Source organism: Komagataeibacter sucrofermentans DSM 15973 (assembly GCF_040581405.1).
Classification (GTDB): domain Bacteria; phylum Pseudomonadota; class Alphaproteobacteria; order Acetobacterales; family Acetobacteraceae; genus Komagataeibacter; species Komagataeibacter sucrofermentans.
The window spans coordinates 1,177,607-1,191,764 of record NZ_CP137157.1 but is presented as its reverse complement, the minus strand read 5'-3'; the positions used below and the strand labels follow the sequence as shown (position 1 = coordinate 1,191,764).

Here is a 14,158-nt window from a genome sequence, read left to right as displayed (position 1 = left end):
CGAATGTCTGACGCCTCATCTTCCTCGCCTTCAAAATCTCAACATGCCCCGGACCATCCGGCGGATATAACCCATGATAATATTCATAGCGGAGAATCCGCCACCCGTCATGACGGGAACGCTGATGAAACCGCAGCGGTTGTGCGTCAGGGTGGAGAAGTTGTGCTTGTTTCCACGCCAATAGGCAACCTTGGCGACATGAGCCGCCGCGCGGTCGAGACGCTGGAAGCCTGCGACCTGATCCTGTGCGAGGACACGCGCACCAGCGCGCGACTGCTGCGTGAATACGGCATCCGCACCCGGACCCGCCCGCTACATGACCATAATGAGGACAGGCAGATCCCCGCCCTCCTTGAGGCCCTTGCCGCAGGGCAGCGCATTGCCGTGATCTCGGATGCGGGCACGCCGCTGATGTCGGATCCCGGCTACCGGCTGGTGCGCGCCGTTGTGGCGGAGGGCGGCCACGTTACGGCCGTGCCGGGACCGAATGCCGCGGTCATGGCGCTGACACTGTCGGGCCTGCCGCCGCACCCGTTCATGTTCTCGGGCTTCCTGCCGCCGCGCGAGGCGGCGCGGCGCGAGGTGCTGGCGCAACTGCACGCCGCCGAATGCGCGGGCCTGTCCGCCACCCTGATCTGGCACGAAGCCCCGCACCGGCTGGCGGAAATGCTGGCAACGCTTGCCGATGTCATGGGGCGCGCGCGGCCTGCCGCCGTGGCCCGCGAACTGACCAAACGGTTTGAGGAAGTGCGGCGTGGCACGGTGGCCGAACTCGCCGCCCATTACGACGAACACCCCGCACGCGGCGAGATTACCGTGGTGCTCGGGCCGCCATTGCAGGAGGACAGCACGGCAACCGATCTCGACACCCGGTTGCGCGAGGCCCTGCGCACGCTCTCGGTCAAGGATGCGGCAGCCCTTGTGGCCGGCATTACCAGCCTGCCCCGCCGCACGGTCTATGCCCGCGCGCTGGAACTGGCGCGCGGGAAGGAATAAAGGCGCTTTACGCCTGCGCGCAGGGTGTTACTGCCCCGCAATGTCGGTATTGAACAGCGAATCCGCTGGCATGGGGCCGCCGGTGGTGGCATCGAGCAGGTCAACACGGGTGGTTTCCTGCTGGGCATCCTGAATGATCCAGCCGCGCAGCAGCAACGGGCTATCATGGAACAACAGGGTCATGCTGCCATCACCCGGCGTATCGGTGCGCACCACGGTAATGTCGAGCGCATTGCCATCATGCGACAGGCCGGTGACCGTTACATCACCCGACAGTTGCAGATGCGGGCGCAGCAGCAGGCCGAGCGGGGTCTTTTCCATCGGCATGGTGGTGGTCTGGTCAAGCTGGCTGTCGTTGAACACCACCTGGTCATGATTGGCCACAAGCAGCAGCGGGCTGGGCGGGTCATACTGGAAGCGCATGCGGCGATTCGTGCGGTCGATCCACGCCGTGCCGGTGCTGACCTTGCCATCAGGCGCGGTCTGGCGGAAACGCGCCTTGAGCAGGCTGATTGCATCAAGATGATGCTCGACCCGCTCGAGCAGCGCATGGTCCTGGTCCGAAGCCCCCACGGCCATCTGCTCCTGCGCATGGGCAACAGGCGCAAGGGAGGTGGCGCCGAGCAGGCAGGCAACGCCACAGGCGGCAATGACAGGAAGAAATTTCATGATGCGGCGCAATCCGTGCAGACACTATCCGCACAGTCGTGCCCCATCAGCCCCGCAATATCAAGCCAACCCTCCGGCGCGGTTCTTACGAACTGCCAATCAGCACGCCCGCCACGAACACCAGCAGCCCGCCAATGACAATCTGCACGATGGCCGAGCCAAACGGCGTGTCCTGATAGCGCCAGCGTATCCATGAAATGGCGAACAGTTCGACCACCACCACGATGATGGCCGCGATCATGGCCGCCGAGAAATCATCGATCAGGAACGGCAGCGTATGCCCGATGCCGCCCGCCGTGGTCATGAGCCCACATACCAGCCCGCGCAGCAGTGGTGCCCCCCGGCCTGAAAGCTTGCCATCATCGGACAGGGCCTCGGCAAACCCCATGGAAATCCCCGCCCCTACCGAGGCCGCCATGCCCACGAGAAAGGCGTTCCATGGCTGATGCGTGGCAAAGGCTGCGGCAAAGACCGGTGCGAGTGTCGAGACCGAACCATCCATCAGCCCCACAAGGCCGGGCTGGATGATCTGGAGCACGAAGCGGCGGCGGGCATCCTCATCCTCGCTTTCGCGCTTGCTGGTGGGCAGGCGGTCAAGGGTGATGGCATTGGCGGCCTGCTCGTGCTGGTCCTCGGCATGGGCAAGATCACCGAGCAGCCTGCGGGTCGCGGCATCGGTCGTGCGCAGGGCGGCCTGACGGTAGAATCGCGCGGCGTCAATTTCCATCTGTCGGGCATGGACGCGCACGGCGTCGATGCCCTGCGTCTGCACCTGCCAGGCAGGCTTGCGCACCATGAAATCGGCAATATCGGTCCGGCGGATCAGCGGAATATGCGGGCCGAAACGGCTGACATACAGATCGATCAGGTCGCGGCGGTGCTCATCCTCCTCCATCGACATGTCGGTAAAGATCTTGGATGTGTCGGGATATTTCTCGCGCAGGGTATAGGCAAAATCGGAGTAGATGCGCCCGTCTTCCTCCTCGTTGGAGATGGCAAGCGCGAGGATTTCCTGATCGGACAGAGAAGAGAATTTACGCATTGCCCAGTCTATGCATAAATTCTCTTAATACCTCAAGAATATTGTAAAGTTACAAATAATTCTCAATTGAAATACCCAAGTAAAACGATCGAAAATGATTATGCTTCTCGATTACGTTTCTTGGTAAAAAAATATCCCCTGCCTGCCGCTTACACCACGGCCGCTTCGGTAAAGACATGGGTTACATCACCCTTCCAGCGACCATGATAGGCGGCAAGAAAGGTCTCGGCCTGCGTGGGGCCGCCTGCCGCGATTTCATGCAGGGGCGCCATATAAAGGGTCTCGTCGTGCCCGTTGCCATCACGCAGGGCGCGGGCGCGCAGCCCGTCAGTGGCAAGGGCGATCATGCGGGCGGCGAGCGGGCGCAGCGTGCCCTGCCCCCACGGCGCATCGAGCCCCTGGCGCGGCACGGCAGCGCGCAGGGCAATGTAATCATCCCACCCGTGCTCGAGCACCAACTTTTCGGCCGCATGCAGGGTGGCGTCATCATACAGCAGCCCGGTCCAGAGCGCGGACTGGGCCAGCATCATGGCGGGCAAGCCGGCATCGGCACCGCGCATTTCAAGGAACTGCTTGAGCCGCACATCGGGGAAGGCCGTGGTCAGATGATCCTCGAAATCGCCGATGGTGGGGCGCTCGCCCTCCAGCCCCGGCGGGCAGCGCCCATCAAGCCAGTCGCGGAAGGAATGGCCCGCCACATTGATCATGCGCCCGTCGCGCGTGACGAAATACATCGGCACGTCGAGCAGCCACTGCACATAGGTGGCGAAGCTGAAGCCATCTTCAAGGAACTGACGCGGCATGCCTGCGCGCGCGTTGTCGGTGTCGGTCCAGACACGGGCGCGGTTGGACAGGAAGCCGTTGGGGTGGCCTTCATAGAACGGCGAACTGGCGAACAGCGCGGTCGCCACCGGCTGCAACGCCAGCGAGACCCGCATCTTGCGCGCCATGTCAGCTTCCGAGCCGAAATCAAGGTTAACCTGCACGGTGCAGGTGCGCAGCATCATGTCCAGCCCCAGCGTGCCCACGCGCGGCATGTAGTCGCGCATGATGGCGTAGCGGCTCTTGGGCATCCACGGAATGTCGGAGCGCCGCGCCGTGGGGTGAAAGCCCAGCGGGGCGAATCCCAGGCCGAGTTCGGCGCAGGCCGGGCGGATGGCTTCAAAGTGATGCGCCATCTCGGCTGCCGTATCATGCAGCGAGACCAGCGGGCCGCCGGAAAGCTCGAACTGCCCCCCCGGCTCGAGCGAGATGGAGCTGCCTTTGGCCTGCGCCTGCCCCTTGAGGCCGATCAGCGCGCCCTCATCAATAATGTCCTGCCACTGCGTGCCGCCGCCTTCGGCTGAAAGGGCGCGCAGCAGGGCTTCGATTCCGCGCGGAGCGTAAGGGGGGGATGACCATGCCGCACGGCCGGGGCCTGCGGCATCGGGTTTTACAAAACCGAATTTCTCATGTTCCGTGCCAATCCGCCACTGCGCCCGCGGGCGGGCGCCCGCCGCGAGCAGGGCGACCATCTGGTCAAGGGATTCGATGACGTTTGCATTATGCGCGCCGGGATTCGACATGGCGGGGGCAATATCCTCATGACAGTCAGGGCAAGGCTGGCAACAGGCCGAAGGGAAGCAGGATTGTCGTTACGAAGTCTTACCACATAAGGCCTTGAGGCCCGACCCGACAAGAGCCAGCGCCGCCGCCGCCGCCGTATCGGCCCGCAGCACCAGTGCGCCGAGCGAGAGCGGCCGTACAAAAGCCTGCCTGCACAGCATCTCGTGCTCACGCGGCGAAAATCCACCCTCCGGGCCAATCAGCACGCCACAGCCCACATGGGGCGCGGGTGCGGCGACCGCCTGTGGCATGCGCTCAAGGGCCGCAAAAAGCGCCGTATCATCAGGCCATTGCGACAGCACCGTGGTCAGTGGCGCCAGCGCGTCGATAGTGGGCACGTCAAGGCGTTCGCACTGCTCGGTGGCCTCGGTGGCGATGCTGCTGAGGCGATCGGCATTGATGCGGTGGGTATTGGTGCGCTCGGTCACCACGGGGCGAAACCGCGTCACCCCGAGTTCCGTGCCCATGCGGATGACCGTTTCGGTCGCATCGCGCTTGAGGGGCGCAAACACGAGGCACAGCCCCGGTGTCGCGGCAGGCGCGCGGGCCTGTTCCACCACACGGATGCGGCAGCGGTCGCGGCGCAGGTGCTCGATCACGCCCTGCCATGCGCCATCACGCGCGTTGAAGACCTCAACCACGGCCCCGGCCTGCTGGCGCATGACCGTGCCGAGATAATGGGCCTGCCCCGGCTCAAGATCGAACACGGCATCAACCGCCATGGGGGCGATATGGGCGGGTGGTATGAACAGGCGCGGACAATCCCTCATGCCGGATGATAACCTTTCAGCGCAGGACAGGATACAGGAGGGGCCGGTCTTGACCCCACGGGGCCTTCCGGCCCATCTGTGTGGCCATTAGCAGCCATGGGGCGCGCCGTCATCGGCAAACCCGGCCCCACCGGCAGCAGGCAAGCGACAGGGAGTTGTAACGTGGACCAGCCCATACCCCATACGGACATCAGGGTGGATGGCTGGATTGGCCGCCTGCCGCCCCGCCTGCGCCCCTACGCCCTGCTGATGCGGCTCGACCGGCCGATTGGCACGTGGCTCCTGTTCCTGCCCGGCGTGTGGGGCATTTTGCTGCCGGACCATGTGCCGGCAAAACAGCGGGTTTTCCTGATCGTGCTCTTTGGCATTGGCAGCGTGGTCATGCGCGGCGCGGGCTGCGTGGTCAATGACATGTGGGACCGTGACATCGACCGCCAGGTGGCCCGCACGGCAGGCAGGCCGCTGGCCTCGGGGGCCCTGTCCATGCGCGAGGCGGCGCTGTTCCTCGCCGCCCTGCTGCTCATCGGCTTCAACATCCTGATGAACCTCAATGGGCTCTCGCAGGTTCTGGGCGCGTCCTCGCTCATTCTGGTCGGGCTGTACCCGCTGGCCAAGCGGGTCACGTGGTGGCCGCAGCTTGTCATGGGCTTCACCTTCGGCTTTGGCGCGCCGCTCGGCTATGCGGCGGCGGCCAACCATATCGATATGGCGCTCGGCACGCTCTATGCCGCCACCATCGTGTGGCAGCTCGGCTTCGATACGATCTACGGCTTTCAAGACATGGAGGACGATGCCCGCATTGGCGTGCGCTCCACCTCCCGCCTCATGGCGGGGCATGCGCGGCTGTTCGTCGGCACGTGCTATGGGCTGACACTGGCGGGACTGCTTGCTGCGGGCTACCTGGCGCATGTGGGGCCGGGCTTCTGGCTGGCGCTGGCGCTGCCCGCAGCCCTGCTGGCCTGGCAGGTGTGGCGGCTGGATGAACGCAACCCCGCCACCTGCCTGCGCCTGTTCCGCTTCAACCGCGAAACCGGGCTTGCCATCGCCCTGGCGGTGCTGGCGGGAACGCTTACGCGCTGACGTGCAGCGCGCGGGCCAGAAAATCACGCGCCATGCCCATGCACTGAAGGAACAGGGCCGCATCAAAGCGATGCCCCTCATCACGCAGGAAGGCATGCTGGGCGTTGAACTCATGCCACTCATAGCATGTGCCCGCCTTTTCCATCGCGGCACGGATCATCTGCCGCCCCTCAAAGGGCACATGCGGGTCCTGCCGCCCCCACACCATCAGCGCCTCGCCACGCATCTCGCCCACGCGGGCAAGCGTATCATCGCATTTGCCCTGCCCCAGCGTGGCGGAATGGATATCGGTGGCATAGAAACACACCGTTGCCCGCACCCGTGGGTCAAGCGCCGCGCGAAATGCCAGATGACCGCCAAGGCACACGCCCATGGTGGCCAGGCTTTCGGTGCAGTGCGGGCTGGCGGCCAGCCAGTCCAGCGCCGCGCGGGCATCATGATCGTAGCCTGCGACCGGCTTTTCGAATTTGAGGAAATTGCCGCGATCCGTACCCGGTTTGTCATAGGCCAGCACGGTGCCCGCCGGTTCATATTCATGATAGACTTCGGGCACGGCCACGACGTAACCCTGCCCCGCCATCATGGCGGCCAGCCTGCGGATGGGGGCCGTAACCTGATAGATTTCGGAAAACAGCACGATTCCGGGAAAGCGCCCTGCAATGGCGGGGCGGAAAACATGCATCCGCATCATACCTGAAGGCGTTGGGATATCTGCCGTCTCGTCTGAATGGATGATCATGCTGACGCTCCTGTCGCTTGTGCAAAAGGCCACGATAGCAGCATGCGGGCAACCAACCGAGAGGGGGCAGGCTGATCACGCCTGTAATATCAGATCTTAAATGAATTGTTTTTTGTTCATATATTGCGCAAAAAGCGCTTCAAACATTGACTTTCCTTCCCCGCCCCGGCCTGTATGGGGTATGAATCCGTTACAGAAATCATGATGTCATCCTTTTTTGCCCTATCGCTCGCCATCTGTGCCATCGTATCCGTCGTGGTGCTGATCGCACGCTTCCGGATCAATCCGTTCATCGTGCTGTTTGCGGTCTCGCTGGCATTGGCGCTGTGCGCGGGCATGCCGCCGCAAAAGGCCATCGCCTCGTTCGAGGCCGGTGCGGGGCGGGTGCTGGGGCATGTGGCCACCGTTATCGCGCTGGGCACCATGCTGGGCAAGATGCTGGCGGAATCAGGGGGGGCTGACCGCATTGCCCTGACCATCACCCGCCTTGCGGGCGAGAAGCGCGTAAGCTGGGCGATGATGGTGATCGGGCTGCTGGTGGGGCTGCCGGTTTTCTTTGAAGTGGGCTTCGTGCTGCTGATCCCGCTGGCGTTCACGCTGGCGCGGCGCACCAACACGCCGCTCTTGCGCGTGGCGCTGCCCATGGGGGCGGCCCTTTCGGTCACGCACGCCATGATCCCGCCGCATCCGGCAACGCTGCTTGCGCTTTCGGCCTATCATGCCGATATCGGGCGCACGATCCTGTGGGGCATCGTGATCGGAACGCCTGCCGCAGCCCTTGCCGGGCCGGTCTATGCCTGCTTCATTGCCGGGCGCATCGGGCCTGTGCTGCCGTCCGCGCTGGAGGCGCAGTTCGTCAACCACGAAGTGCCAGCGAGCATGCCCGGCTTTGGCATTACGGTCCTGACCATTCTCTCCCCCGTCGTGCTGATGCTGGTGGGTTCAATGGCGGATGTGGTGGCAGGCCCCCATACGCCGCTCAACAATGCGCTGCACTTCATCGGCAATACGGATATTGCGCTGGCGCTGGCCACGTTGCTGTCCTTTCAAGTCTTTGGCACCGCGCGCGGCTTCAGCCGCGAGACGATTCTCAAATTCACCAATGACTGCCTGGCCCCCACGGCACTGATCATGCTGCTGGTGGGCGCAGGCGGTGGCTTTGGGCAGGAACTGGTCGATAGCGGTGTTTCAACCGCCATTACCGACCTTGCGGTGGGTGCCCATGTGCCGCTGCTGGTGCTGGCCTGGCTGCTGGCAGTCGTGGTGCGGGTGGCCACGGGTTCGGCCACCGTGGCCATGAGCACGGCGGCGGGCATCGTGGGGCCGATCCTTGTGCATACGCATGGAGCCTCGCCTGAACTGATGGTGATCGTGACCGGCGCGGGCTCGGTGGCGCTTGGGCCGCTCAATGATGCGGGGTTCTGGCAGATCAAGGAATATCTTGGCCTGTCGGTGGGGCAGACCATAAAGACCTGGTCGGTGATCGAGACCCTGATTGCCGTGCTGGGGCTGGTCTTTGCGCTGCTGCTGTCGCTGGTGGTGGGGTAGACGTTATCAGACAGATCTGATCCGGTTGATGATGGCGCGGATGGCATCCCGGTCCAGTTCGAATTCCGGTCCGGCATCCATCACGGCGAGTTCCATCAGGGCATCCGATAATATTTTGGATCTGGGGCGGTAATGGCTGTTGCCCATCTCCAGCGCCTTGTCAGCGATGGCCTGCACATATGATTTCCGGGCAAGAAGGGATTCGAGCACGCTGGCGATCTACCGGGGTGTCAGGCCCCTGTCCATCAGGGCCAGTACATCCACCGCGTGAGCGGTCTCGATACCCTCACTGACGAGCGCCGCCTGCACCTCAGCAACAGAGTGCGCCACGCTACGGCAGGCATCGGTCAGGACCACGGTGGCAAAACCTGCCCGAACAGCATCGCGCGCGGTGGCTGCCACGCAGTACTCCAGCGCGACCCCCACCACGAACACGCGGTTGATCCCCCTGCCCCGCAGCAGACCCTCAAGCCCGGTGCGACTGGCACGCGCGTTATCCTCAAAGGCGGAATAGCTGTCGGTGTCGGGTTGCATGCCCTTGCGCAGCACCACGCCAATATGGGCCTGCGCAAGATCGGGCACGAACGCTGCCCCTTTCGTGCCCGCAACGCAATGCTCCGGCCACGGACCGCCCTGCATGTCAAAGGACACATGATCCGCCGGGTGCCAGTCCTGGGTTGCGGCAATCAGGCCAAAGGGCAGTTCACACAGCCGGTTGATGAGCGGCACGATGCCATCGGCTCCAGACACGCCCAGCGGACCACCGGGCATGAAATCGGCCTGCATGTCGATGACCAGCAGCGCATCGGCGGGCTTGATGAACAGGGTCTTTGAATGCCCGTTCGCCGTCATGCTGCCCCCTGCCGAAAAGAAAAAAGTTTCTGGGTGCAGCCTTTACTTCGTAAAGACTTCATTCTTCGAAGCTTTTTGAAAAAAGCTTCACCAAAAACTTTTATCTGTTTCCCTAGCTTTTGGCGTACGGATTGCTCGAGGCCCGCAGCAGCAGCCTTATGGGCGTGCCGGGCAGGTCAAAGGTCTCGCGCATGCCGTTGACCAGATAGCGCTGATAGTCCTCTGGCAACTGGTCGGTACGGGTGCCGAACAGGATGAAGGTGGGCGGGCGCGACTTGGCCTGCGTGATGTAGCGCAGCTTGAGTCTGCGGCCATCAACAAGCGGCGGCGGATGGCGCTCGACCATCATCTCGAACCAGCGGTTGAGCGCGCCGGTGGGCACGCGGCGGTTCCAGACCTCATACGCCCGGCGCACGGTGGGCAGTAGGCGGTTGATGCCTGCCCCGGTCATGGCCGAGAATGACACGACGGGAATGCCACGCATCTGCGCAAGCGAAGTCTCGATCCGGTCCTTGATGGCCTGGCGGGTCACCGCCCTGTCCTCCACCGCATCCCACTTGTTCAGCGCGAGCACGCAGCACCGTCCCTCACGCTCGATCAGGCGGGCGATCTGCAGATCCTGCTCATGCACGCCCAGCGTTGCATCGAGCACGAGGATCACGACCTCCGCCATTTTCAACGCCTCGATGGAGGCGGAGACGGACATCTTCTCCAGCGTCTCGTCAATGCGGGCCTTGCGGCGCAGGCCTGCCGTATCGACGAGTTGGATCGGGCCTTCATCATCATGCAGCATGACGGCAATGGAATCGCGCGTCAGCCCCGGCTCGGGGCCAGTGATCATCCGTTCCTCGCCCAGCAGGCGGTTGAGCAGCGTGGACTTGCCCGCATTGGGGCGCCCCACAATGGCAAGGCGCAGCGGACCGGGCGGGCGCACGTCCTCTTCCTCGCCCTCGGCCAGCGCATCCTCGCGCCGGGAGCGGCGGGTGACTTTTTTCACCGGTGGCAGATCGGTGGGTGGCAGGCGGTCCACGATCTCGCTCATGAGATCGGCCACGCCCTCGCCATGTTCGGCCGACATGGCCAGCGGCGTGCCCAGCCCCAGCGAGAATGCCTCCATGGCGGCAGCGGCCCCCTGCCGCCCCTCCGCCTTGTTGGCGATCAGCAGCACCGGGCGACCCTGACGGCGCAGCCAGTTGGCAAAATGCTGATCGGCGGGCGTAATGCCGCTGCGCGCATCAATGCAGAACAGCACGAGATCGGCCCCGGCCACGGCGGATTCGGATGAAGCTCGCATGCGGCCATACAGCGTATCGGGTGCTGCCTCCTCCAGTCCGGCCGTGTCGATGATGCGAATGGCACGGCCCCGCACGATGGCCTGGCCTTCCTTGCGGTCGCGGGTAACGCCGGGCGTGTCGGCCACGAGCGCCTGCCTGCGGCCAACCAGCCGGTTGAAAATGGTTGACTTGCCAACATTTGGCCTGCCCGCGATCACGACAACCGGCAGCGCATCCACTGGCGCGGATGGAAAAGATGAACTCACTGCGGCAACTTTCTTTTTAGGTATAGGCTATAAGGTAGCCGTTATTATCCATGAGCAACAGCGTATTATCGACCACGATCGGCGCGGTCGTCACTTCAGCTGGCAGCTCGTGCAGGGAGTCGATATGCCCCTGCGCGGGATCAATGATGACAACGCCGTTCTGCTTGAAGTTCGATATGAACACCAGCTTTCCGCCTGCCAGAATCGGGCCGTTCCATACGATGCCACGCTTCTGCTTGTCGGAATTCTCGTACTGCCGCAACTGCGTGATCCAGCGCACATGGCCGGAAAGACGGTCGAGGCATGCCACCTGCTGGTCCATGGAGATGAGGAAAATCCAGTCCCCGATCACCAGCGGTGTGTTCTGCCCTGAAATGCCGCGCTCCCACAGCCTGCGGCCCGAGCGCATGTCGATGGCGACGAGAACGGCACCGGTGCTGATGGCATAGGCCGTGCCATCGGCAATGACCGGCATGCCATGCACGCACGAAAAATCGATCAACGCCTGCTGGCCGTTGGTGCTGCCCAGCGTATCGGCCCACACCACCTCGCCACCTTCGGCACGCAGCGCCACGAGGTCGCCCGAGCCAAAGCCCGCCAGCACCACGCCATCGGCCACGGCGGGCGCGGGCTGGCCATAGATGACGGTATCGGCGGCCGTTGCGGCATAGGTCCACAACACGTTGCCGTTTTCCGCATCCAGACAGTACAGGTGTTCGTCAATCGTGCCCAGGAACAGCCGCCCATCGGCGATGGTGGGTGCCGAGCGGCCCGGCGCCTGGATGTTGACGCGCCATTTCAGCTTGCCGGTAGCCGCATCGACCGCCAGCGCCTGCCCGATGCCATCGACAATGTACAGCGTGCCCTTGTCCACGCTGATGCCACCGCCAAGATTGTTCGACATCATCTTGCGCGGCTTGGGGTTGTATTCCCACAGCTTGTGCATGCCGGGCCAGCGATAGGCACGGACCACGCCCTGCGCATCCACCACGAACAGACGGCCATCCTGCACCACGGGCGTTGCCTGGATGATCCCACGCCCGCTATCACCCAGCGCCACGTATGACAGCAGTTCCGGCTCTGAATTACCTGCGCCGATACCATGCGTCCATTCATGGCGCATCTGGCCAGCCCAGGCGATATCGCGCCCCCCGTGGTCAGGGGTGATGCCCGATTGCGGCCATGCGTTCAGCGCCGTAGGGGCGGGAACGGTCACGGCCTGCGTTTCCTCGGGGTCAACCGTCAGGCCAGCGGCGGTGTGCAGCACGTCCGAACGATGACCGATCAGCAGCGGGGCTTTTTTCTGCTGGGCGGAACATGCGGCCAGCGCAGGCAGCAGCGCCGCCCCCGCGCCCAACAACACATGGCGGCGGCTCAGGGCTGATTTCATGGTCTTCCTGTCGGTCGGCGTGGGGGAATCAGGGGTCGGGCTAGCCACCAGCGTCGCCCCCCAGCGTCTGGAGCATGGCCTCGGCGCGGCTGCGCACGCCATCGGCAATGGTCATATCCATCGCCAGGCGCTCGAATTTGGCGCGTGCATCGGCAGGCCTGCCTGTTCGCAGGTCAAGCAGGGCCTCGGCCTCGATGGCCTGCCCGCGCCAGGGCTGGCCCGCACCGTCAAGCACCGCCAGCCGCGAACGCAGGGTGGCGGGGTCGCCGCCATCAATCTGGTGCTGCACCCACAGCAGGCTGGCCAGTGCCGCAATGGTGGGGTCAACCGCATGTTCCTGGCTCACGCCATCCCACAGACCTAGGGCGGCGGACATGCTGCCACTTTCAGCCAGCAGGGCCGCGCGCTCCATGCGCTCGAGCACGCGCAGCGGCGGGCGGGCCTTGGCATCAATCGCTTCAAGCTCCTGCAGGCCCTTTTTCTGCCGGGTGGTCAGGCCGGTATCGGCGCCAGTGGCATCGGGCGGCCGGGCGGCATCCTGCATGGCGGTGAAATAGGCAGCCGAGACGGCGGCATCCGCCTTGTGCGCGCGAGAGACGGAATACTGCCACCCCCCCGCGCCAATGCACACGGCCGCCACCACGACACCGGCGACGACAAGATAGCGCCGCGCCAGTGCCCGGATGCGTTCGGCACGGATTTCCTCATCGACTTCCATGAAGATGTCGTCAGCCACGTTCGTGTCGTTCCCTGCTCGCTTGCGTGGCGCATCGCACCTTACGCGTCGTGATTTCCGGCCCAGCATACCCGGCCCGGCGCGGCACGGCAAACCACCCAGCCAGCGCCACGGCCCATTTCTGCCTGTTCGATCACATAGACCGGCCTGTTTTGCACCGCTAGCGATAAGCGGGCGGAAAATGCAAAAAAGCCGGTTTTTTCACCGTTTCGCCTGTGCCCGGTCGCGCAGGAGCCTCTGCGCGGTCAGGACCACCTGCTTCACGCTCAGCCCCTCCATTGGCGCGTTGCCTACCGGGCCGGGCGCCATTGCCACCTGCCCCCACGGGCCGGCGGGCGCGTATTCCATCGCCTTGCTGCGCCCAAACAGGCCCAGCGTGGGAATCCGGCTGGCAGCAGCCAGATGCATGAGCCCCGAATCATTGCCAATGAACAGCGTGCACCGCGCCAGCAGCGCCGCGACCTGCGTCACCGTCAGGCCGCCCCCCGTATCCAGCGCATCGGGCAGGTGTTCGATCACCGGCAGGGCGCGGGCACGCTCCGCATCACCTGGACCATACAGGATGACCGGCCGCAGGCGCGGATCATCCGCCTGCAGGGCCCTGAATACCGCGACAAACCGCTCGGGCGGCCATATCTTGCCATCCCAGTTGGCGGTGGGGCCAAGGGCGACCCAGCGCGTGCCATCATCGGGCAGCATGCGCGCGGCCTCCTGGCACTCGGCCTCACTCGTCCATGTTACCGGCAGCGGTGCGGGATTAAGGTCCAGCAGGTTGCCGATATGCGTGATCCGCGGCCCCCTGCGGCGACCACCCTGCATGACGTGGCGCTCGCCCACGCGCAGGAAATAGCTCACGATCGAACTGCGCAGGTCCACGCACAGGTCCCATTTCTGCCCCCGGCACTGCCGCCACAGATCGACCCAGTGCATGTTGCGTGGGCGCTTGACCATCTCGATGGTGCGCACGCGGCGTGGCATGTGCGCGAACAGCCCGGCCGCCACCGGCCCGCACGCAATGGTGAAATCGGCCTCGGGGTAGCGCCTGAGCAGCGTATCGAGCAGCCCGGTGGAAAGGATGGCATCACCAAGCCGGGTGGATGTGATGAACAGGATGTGCATTTTTTTGGTGCTAGTCAGGTTTTGCGTGCGTGCCAACCTCTCTTTGCCCTTGCCTGCGGGCACCGGCGTGGC

General features: G+C 64.2%; 14 protein-coding genes. 3 read left to right on the top strand and 11 right to left on the bottom strand.

Annotation, left to right across the window (positions count from 1 at the left end):
- Positions 1-3 precede the first annotated feature (3 nt).
- Positions 4-996 carry a 16S rRNA (cytidine(1402)-2'-O)-methyltransferase gene (rsmI, locus tag R5N89_RS05750; RefSeq protein WP_167400843.1) on the top strand — a complete coding sequence of 331 codons (993 nt, stop codon included), beginning with the start codon at positions 4-6 and terminating at the stop codon, positions 994-996.
- Positions 997-1,023: 27 nt separating this feature from the next.
- Here the strand turns inward: rsmI and R5N89_RS05745 are convergent, their stop codons facing one another.
- The 4 genes from R5N89_RS05745 to R5N89_RS05730 all read right to left on the bottom strand — a co-directional run bounded on the left by R5N89_RS05745 (position 1,024) and on the right by R5N89_RS05730 (position 5,082).
- The gene (locus R5N89_RS05745) at positions 1,024-1,665 is read right to left on the bottom strand and encodes an outer membrane lipoprotein carrier protein LolA (RefSeq protein ID WP_110568136.1); all 642 of its coding nucleotides are present in this window, start codon (positions 1,663-1,665) and stop codon (positions 1,024-1,026) included.
- Between the two features lie 85 nt (positions 1,666-1,750).
- On the bottom strand, positions 1,751-2,707 hold the full coding sequence (gene mbfA, locus R5N89_RS05740; RefSeq protein ID WP_110568134.1) for an iron exporter MbfA: 957 nt from the start codon (positions 2,705-2,707) through the stop codon (positions 1,751-1,753).
- Positions 2,708-2,856: 149 nt separating this feature from the next.
- Complete coding sequence (locus R5N89_RS05735) at positions 2,857-4,272, bottom strand: glutamate--cysteine ligase (protein ID WP_110568132.1); 1,416 nt, start codon at positions 4,270-4,272, stop codon at positions 2,857-2,859.
- Positions 4,273-4,341: 69 nt separating this feature from the next.
- Positions 4,342-5,082 (bottom strand): 16S rRNA (uracil(1498)-N(3))-methyltransferase, encoded by a 741-nt coding sequence (locus tag R5N89_RS05730; protein ID WP_110568130.1) that lies wholly within the window; start codon positions 5,080-5,082, stop codon positions 4,342-4,344.
- Between the two features lie 162 nt (positions 5,083-5,244).
- Between R5N89_RS05730 and ubiA the strand changes: the two genes are divergently transcribed.
- On the top strand, positions 5,245-6,162 hold the full coding sequence (gene ubiA, locus R5N89_RS05725) for a 4-hydroxybenzoate octaprenyltransferase (RefSeq protein WP_110568128.1): 918 nt from the start codon (positions 5,245-5,247) through the stop codon (positions 6,160-6,162).
- Here ubiA and R5N89_RS05720 read toward each other — a convergent pair.
- Positions 6,152-6,901 (bottom strand): dienelactone hydrolase family protein, encoded by a 750-nt coding sequence (locus R5N89_RS05720; RefSeq protein WP_110568126.1) that lies wholly within the window; start codon positions 6,899-6,901, stop codon positions 6,152-6,154. The genes ubiA and R5N89_RS05720 overlap by 11 nt on opposite strands.
- 204 nt (positions 6,902-7,105) lie before the next feature.
- On the opposite strand from R5N89_RS05720, the gene R5N89_RS05715 reads away from it, so the two are divergent.
- Positions 7,106-8,449, top strand: a complete 1,344-nt coding sequence (locus tag R5N89_RS05715; protein WP_110568438.1) for a gluconate:H+ symporter — start codon at positions 7,106-7,108, stop codon at positions 8,447-8,449.
- A gap of 6 nt (positions 8,450-8,455) precedes the next feature.
- Here R5N89_RS05715 and R5N89_RS05710 read toward each other — a convergent pair whose 3' ends face one another.
- From R5N89_RS05710 to R5N89_RS05685, 6 genes are all read right to left on the bottom strand, one after another.
- Positions 8,456-8,659: a hypothetical protein gene (locus R5N89_RS05710; protein ID WP_110568124.1), complete on the bottom strand. Its 204-nt coding sequence runs from the start codon at positions 8,657-8,659 to the stop codon at positions 8,456-8,458.
- A 9-nt stretch (positions 8,660-8,668) separates the two neighbouring features.
- On the bottom strand, positions 8,669-9,301 hold the full coding sequence (locus R5N89_RS05705; protein ID WP_110568122.1) for a nicotinamidase: 633 nt from the start codon (positions 9,299-9,301) through the stop codon (positions 8,669-8,671).
- A gap of 112 nt (positions 9,302-9,413) precedes the next feature.
- Positions 9,414-10,841, bottom strand: a complete 1,428-nt coding sequence (der, locus tag R5N89_RS05700) for a ribosome biogenesis GTPase Der (protein WP_110568120.1) — start codon at positions 10,839-10,841, stop codon at positions 9,414-9,416.
- Between the two features lie 16 nt (positions 10,842-10,857).
- A complete protein-coding gene (locus R5N89_RS05695) occupies positions 10,858-12,231 on the bottom strand; it encodes a PQQ-like beta-propeller repeat protein (RefSeq protein WP_110568118.1) in 1,374 nt (457 codons plus the stop codon).
- 40 nt (positions 12,232-12,271) lie between these two features.
- The gene (locus R5N89_RS05690; RefSeq protein WP_110568116.1) at positions 12,272-12,967 is read right to left on the bottom strand and encodes a hypothetical protein; all 696 of its coding nucleotides are present in this window, start codon (positions 12,965-12,967) and stop codon (positions 12,272-12,274) included.
- A 201-nt stretch (positions 12,968-13,168) separates the two neighbouring features.
- Complete coding sequence (locus tag R5N89_RS05685) at positions 13,169-14,086, bottom strand: glycosyltransferase family 9 protein (protein ID WP_110568114.1); 918 nt, start codon at positions 14,084-14,086, stop codon at positions 13,169-13,171.
- Between the last annotated feature and the right edge of the window lie 72 nt (positions 14,087-14,158).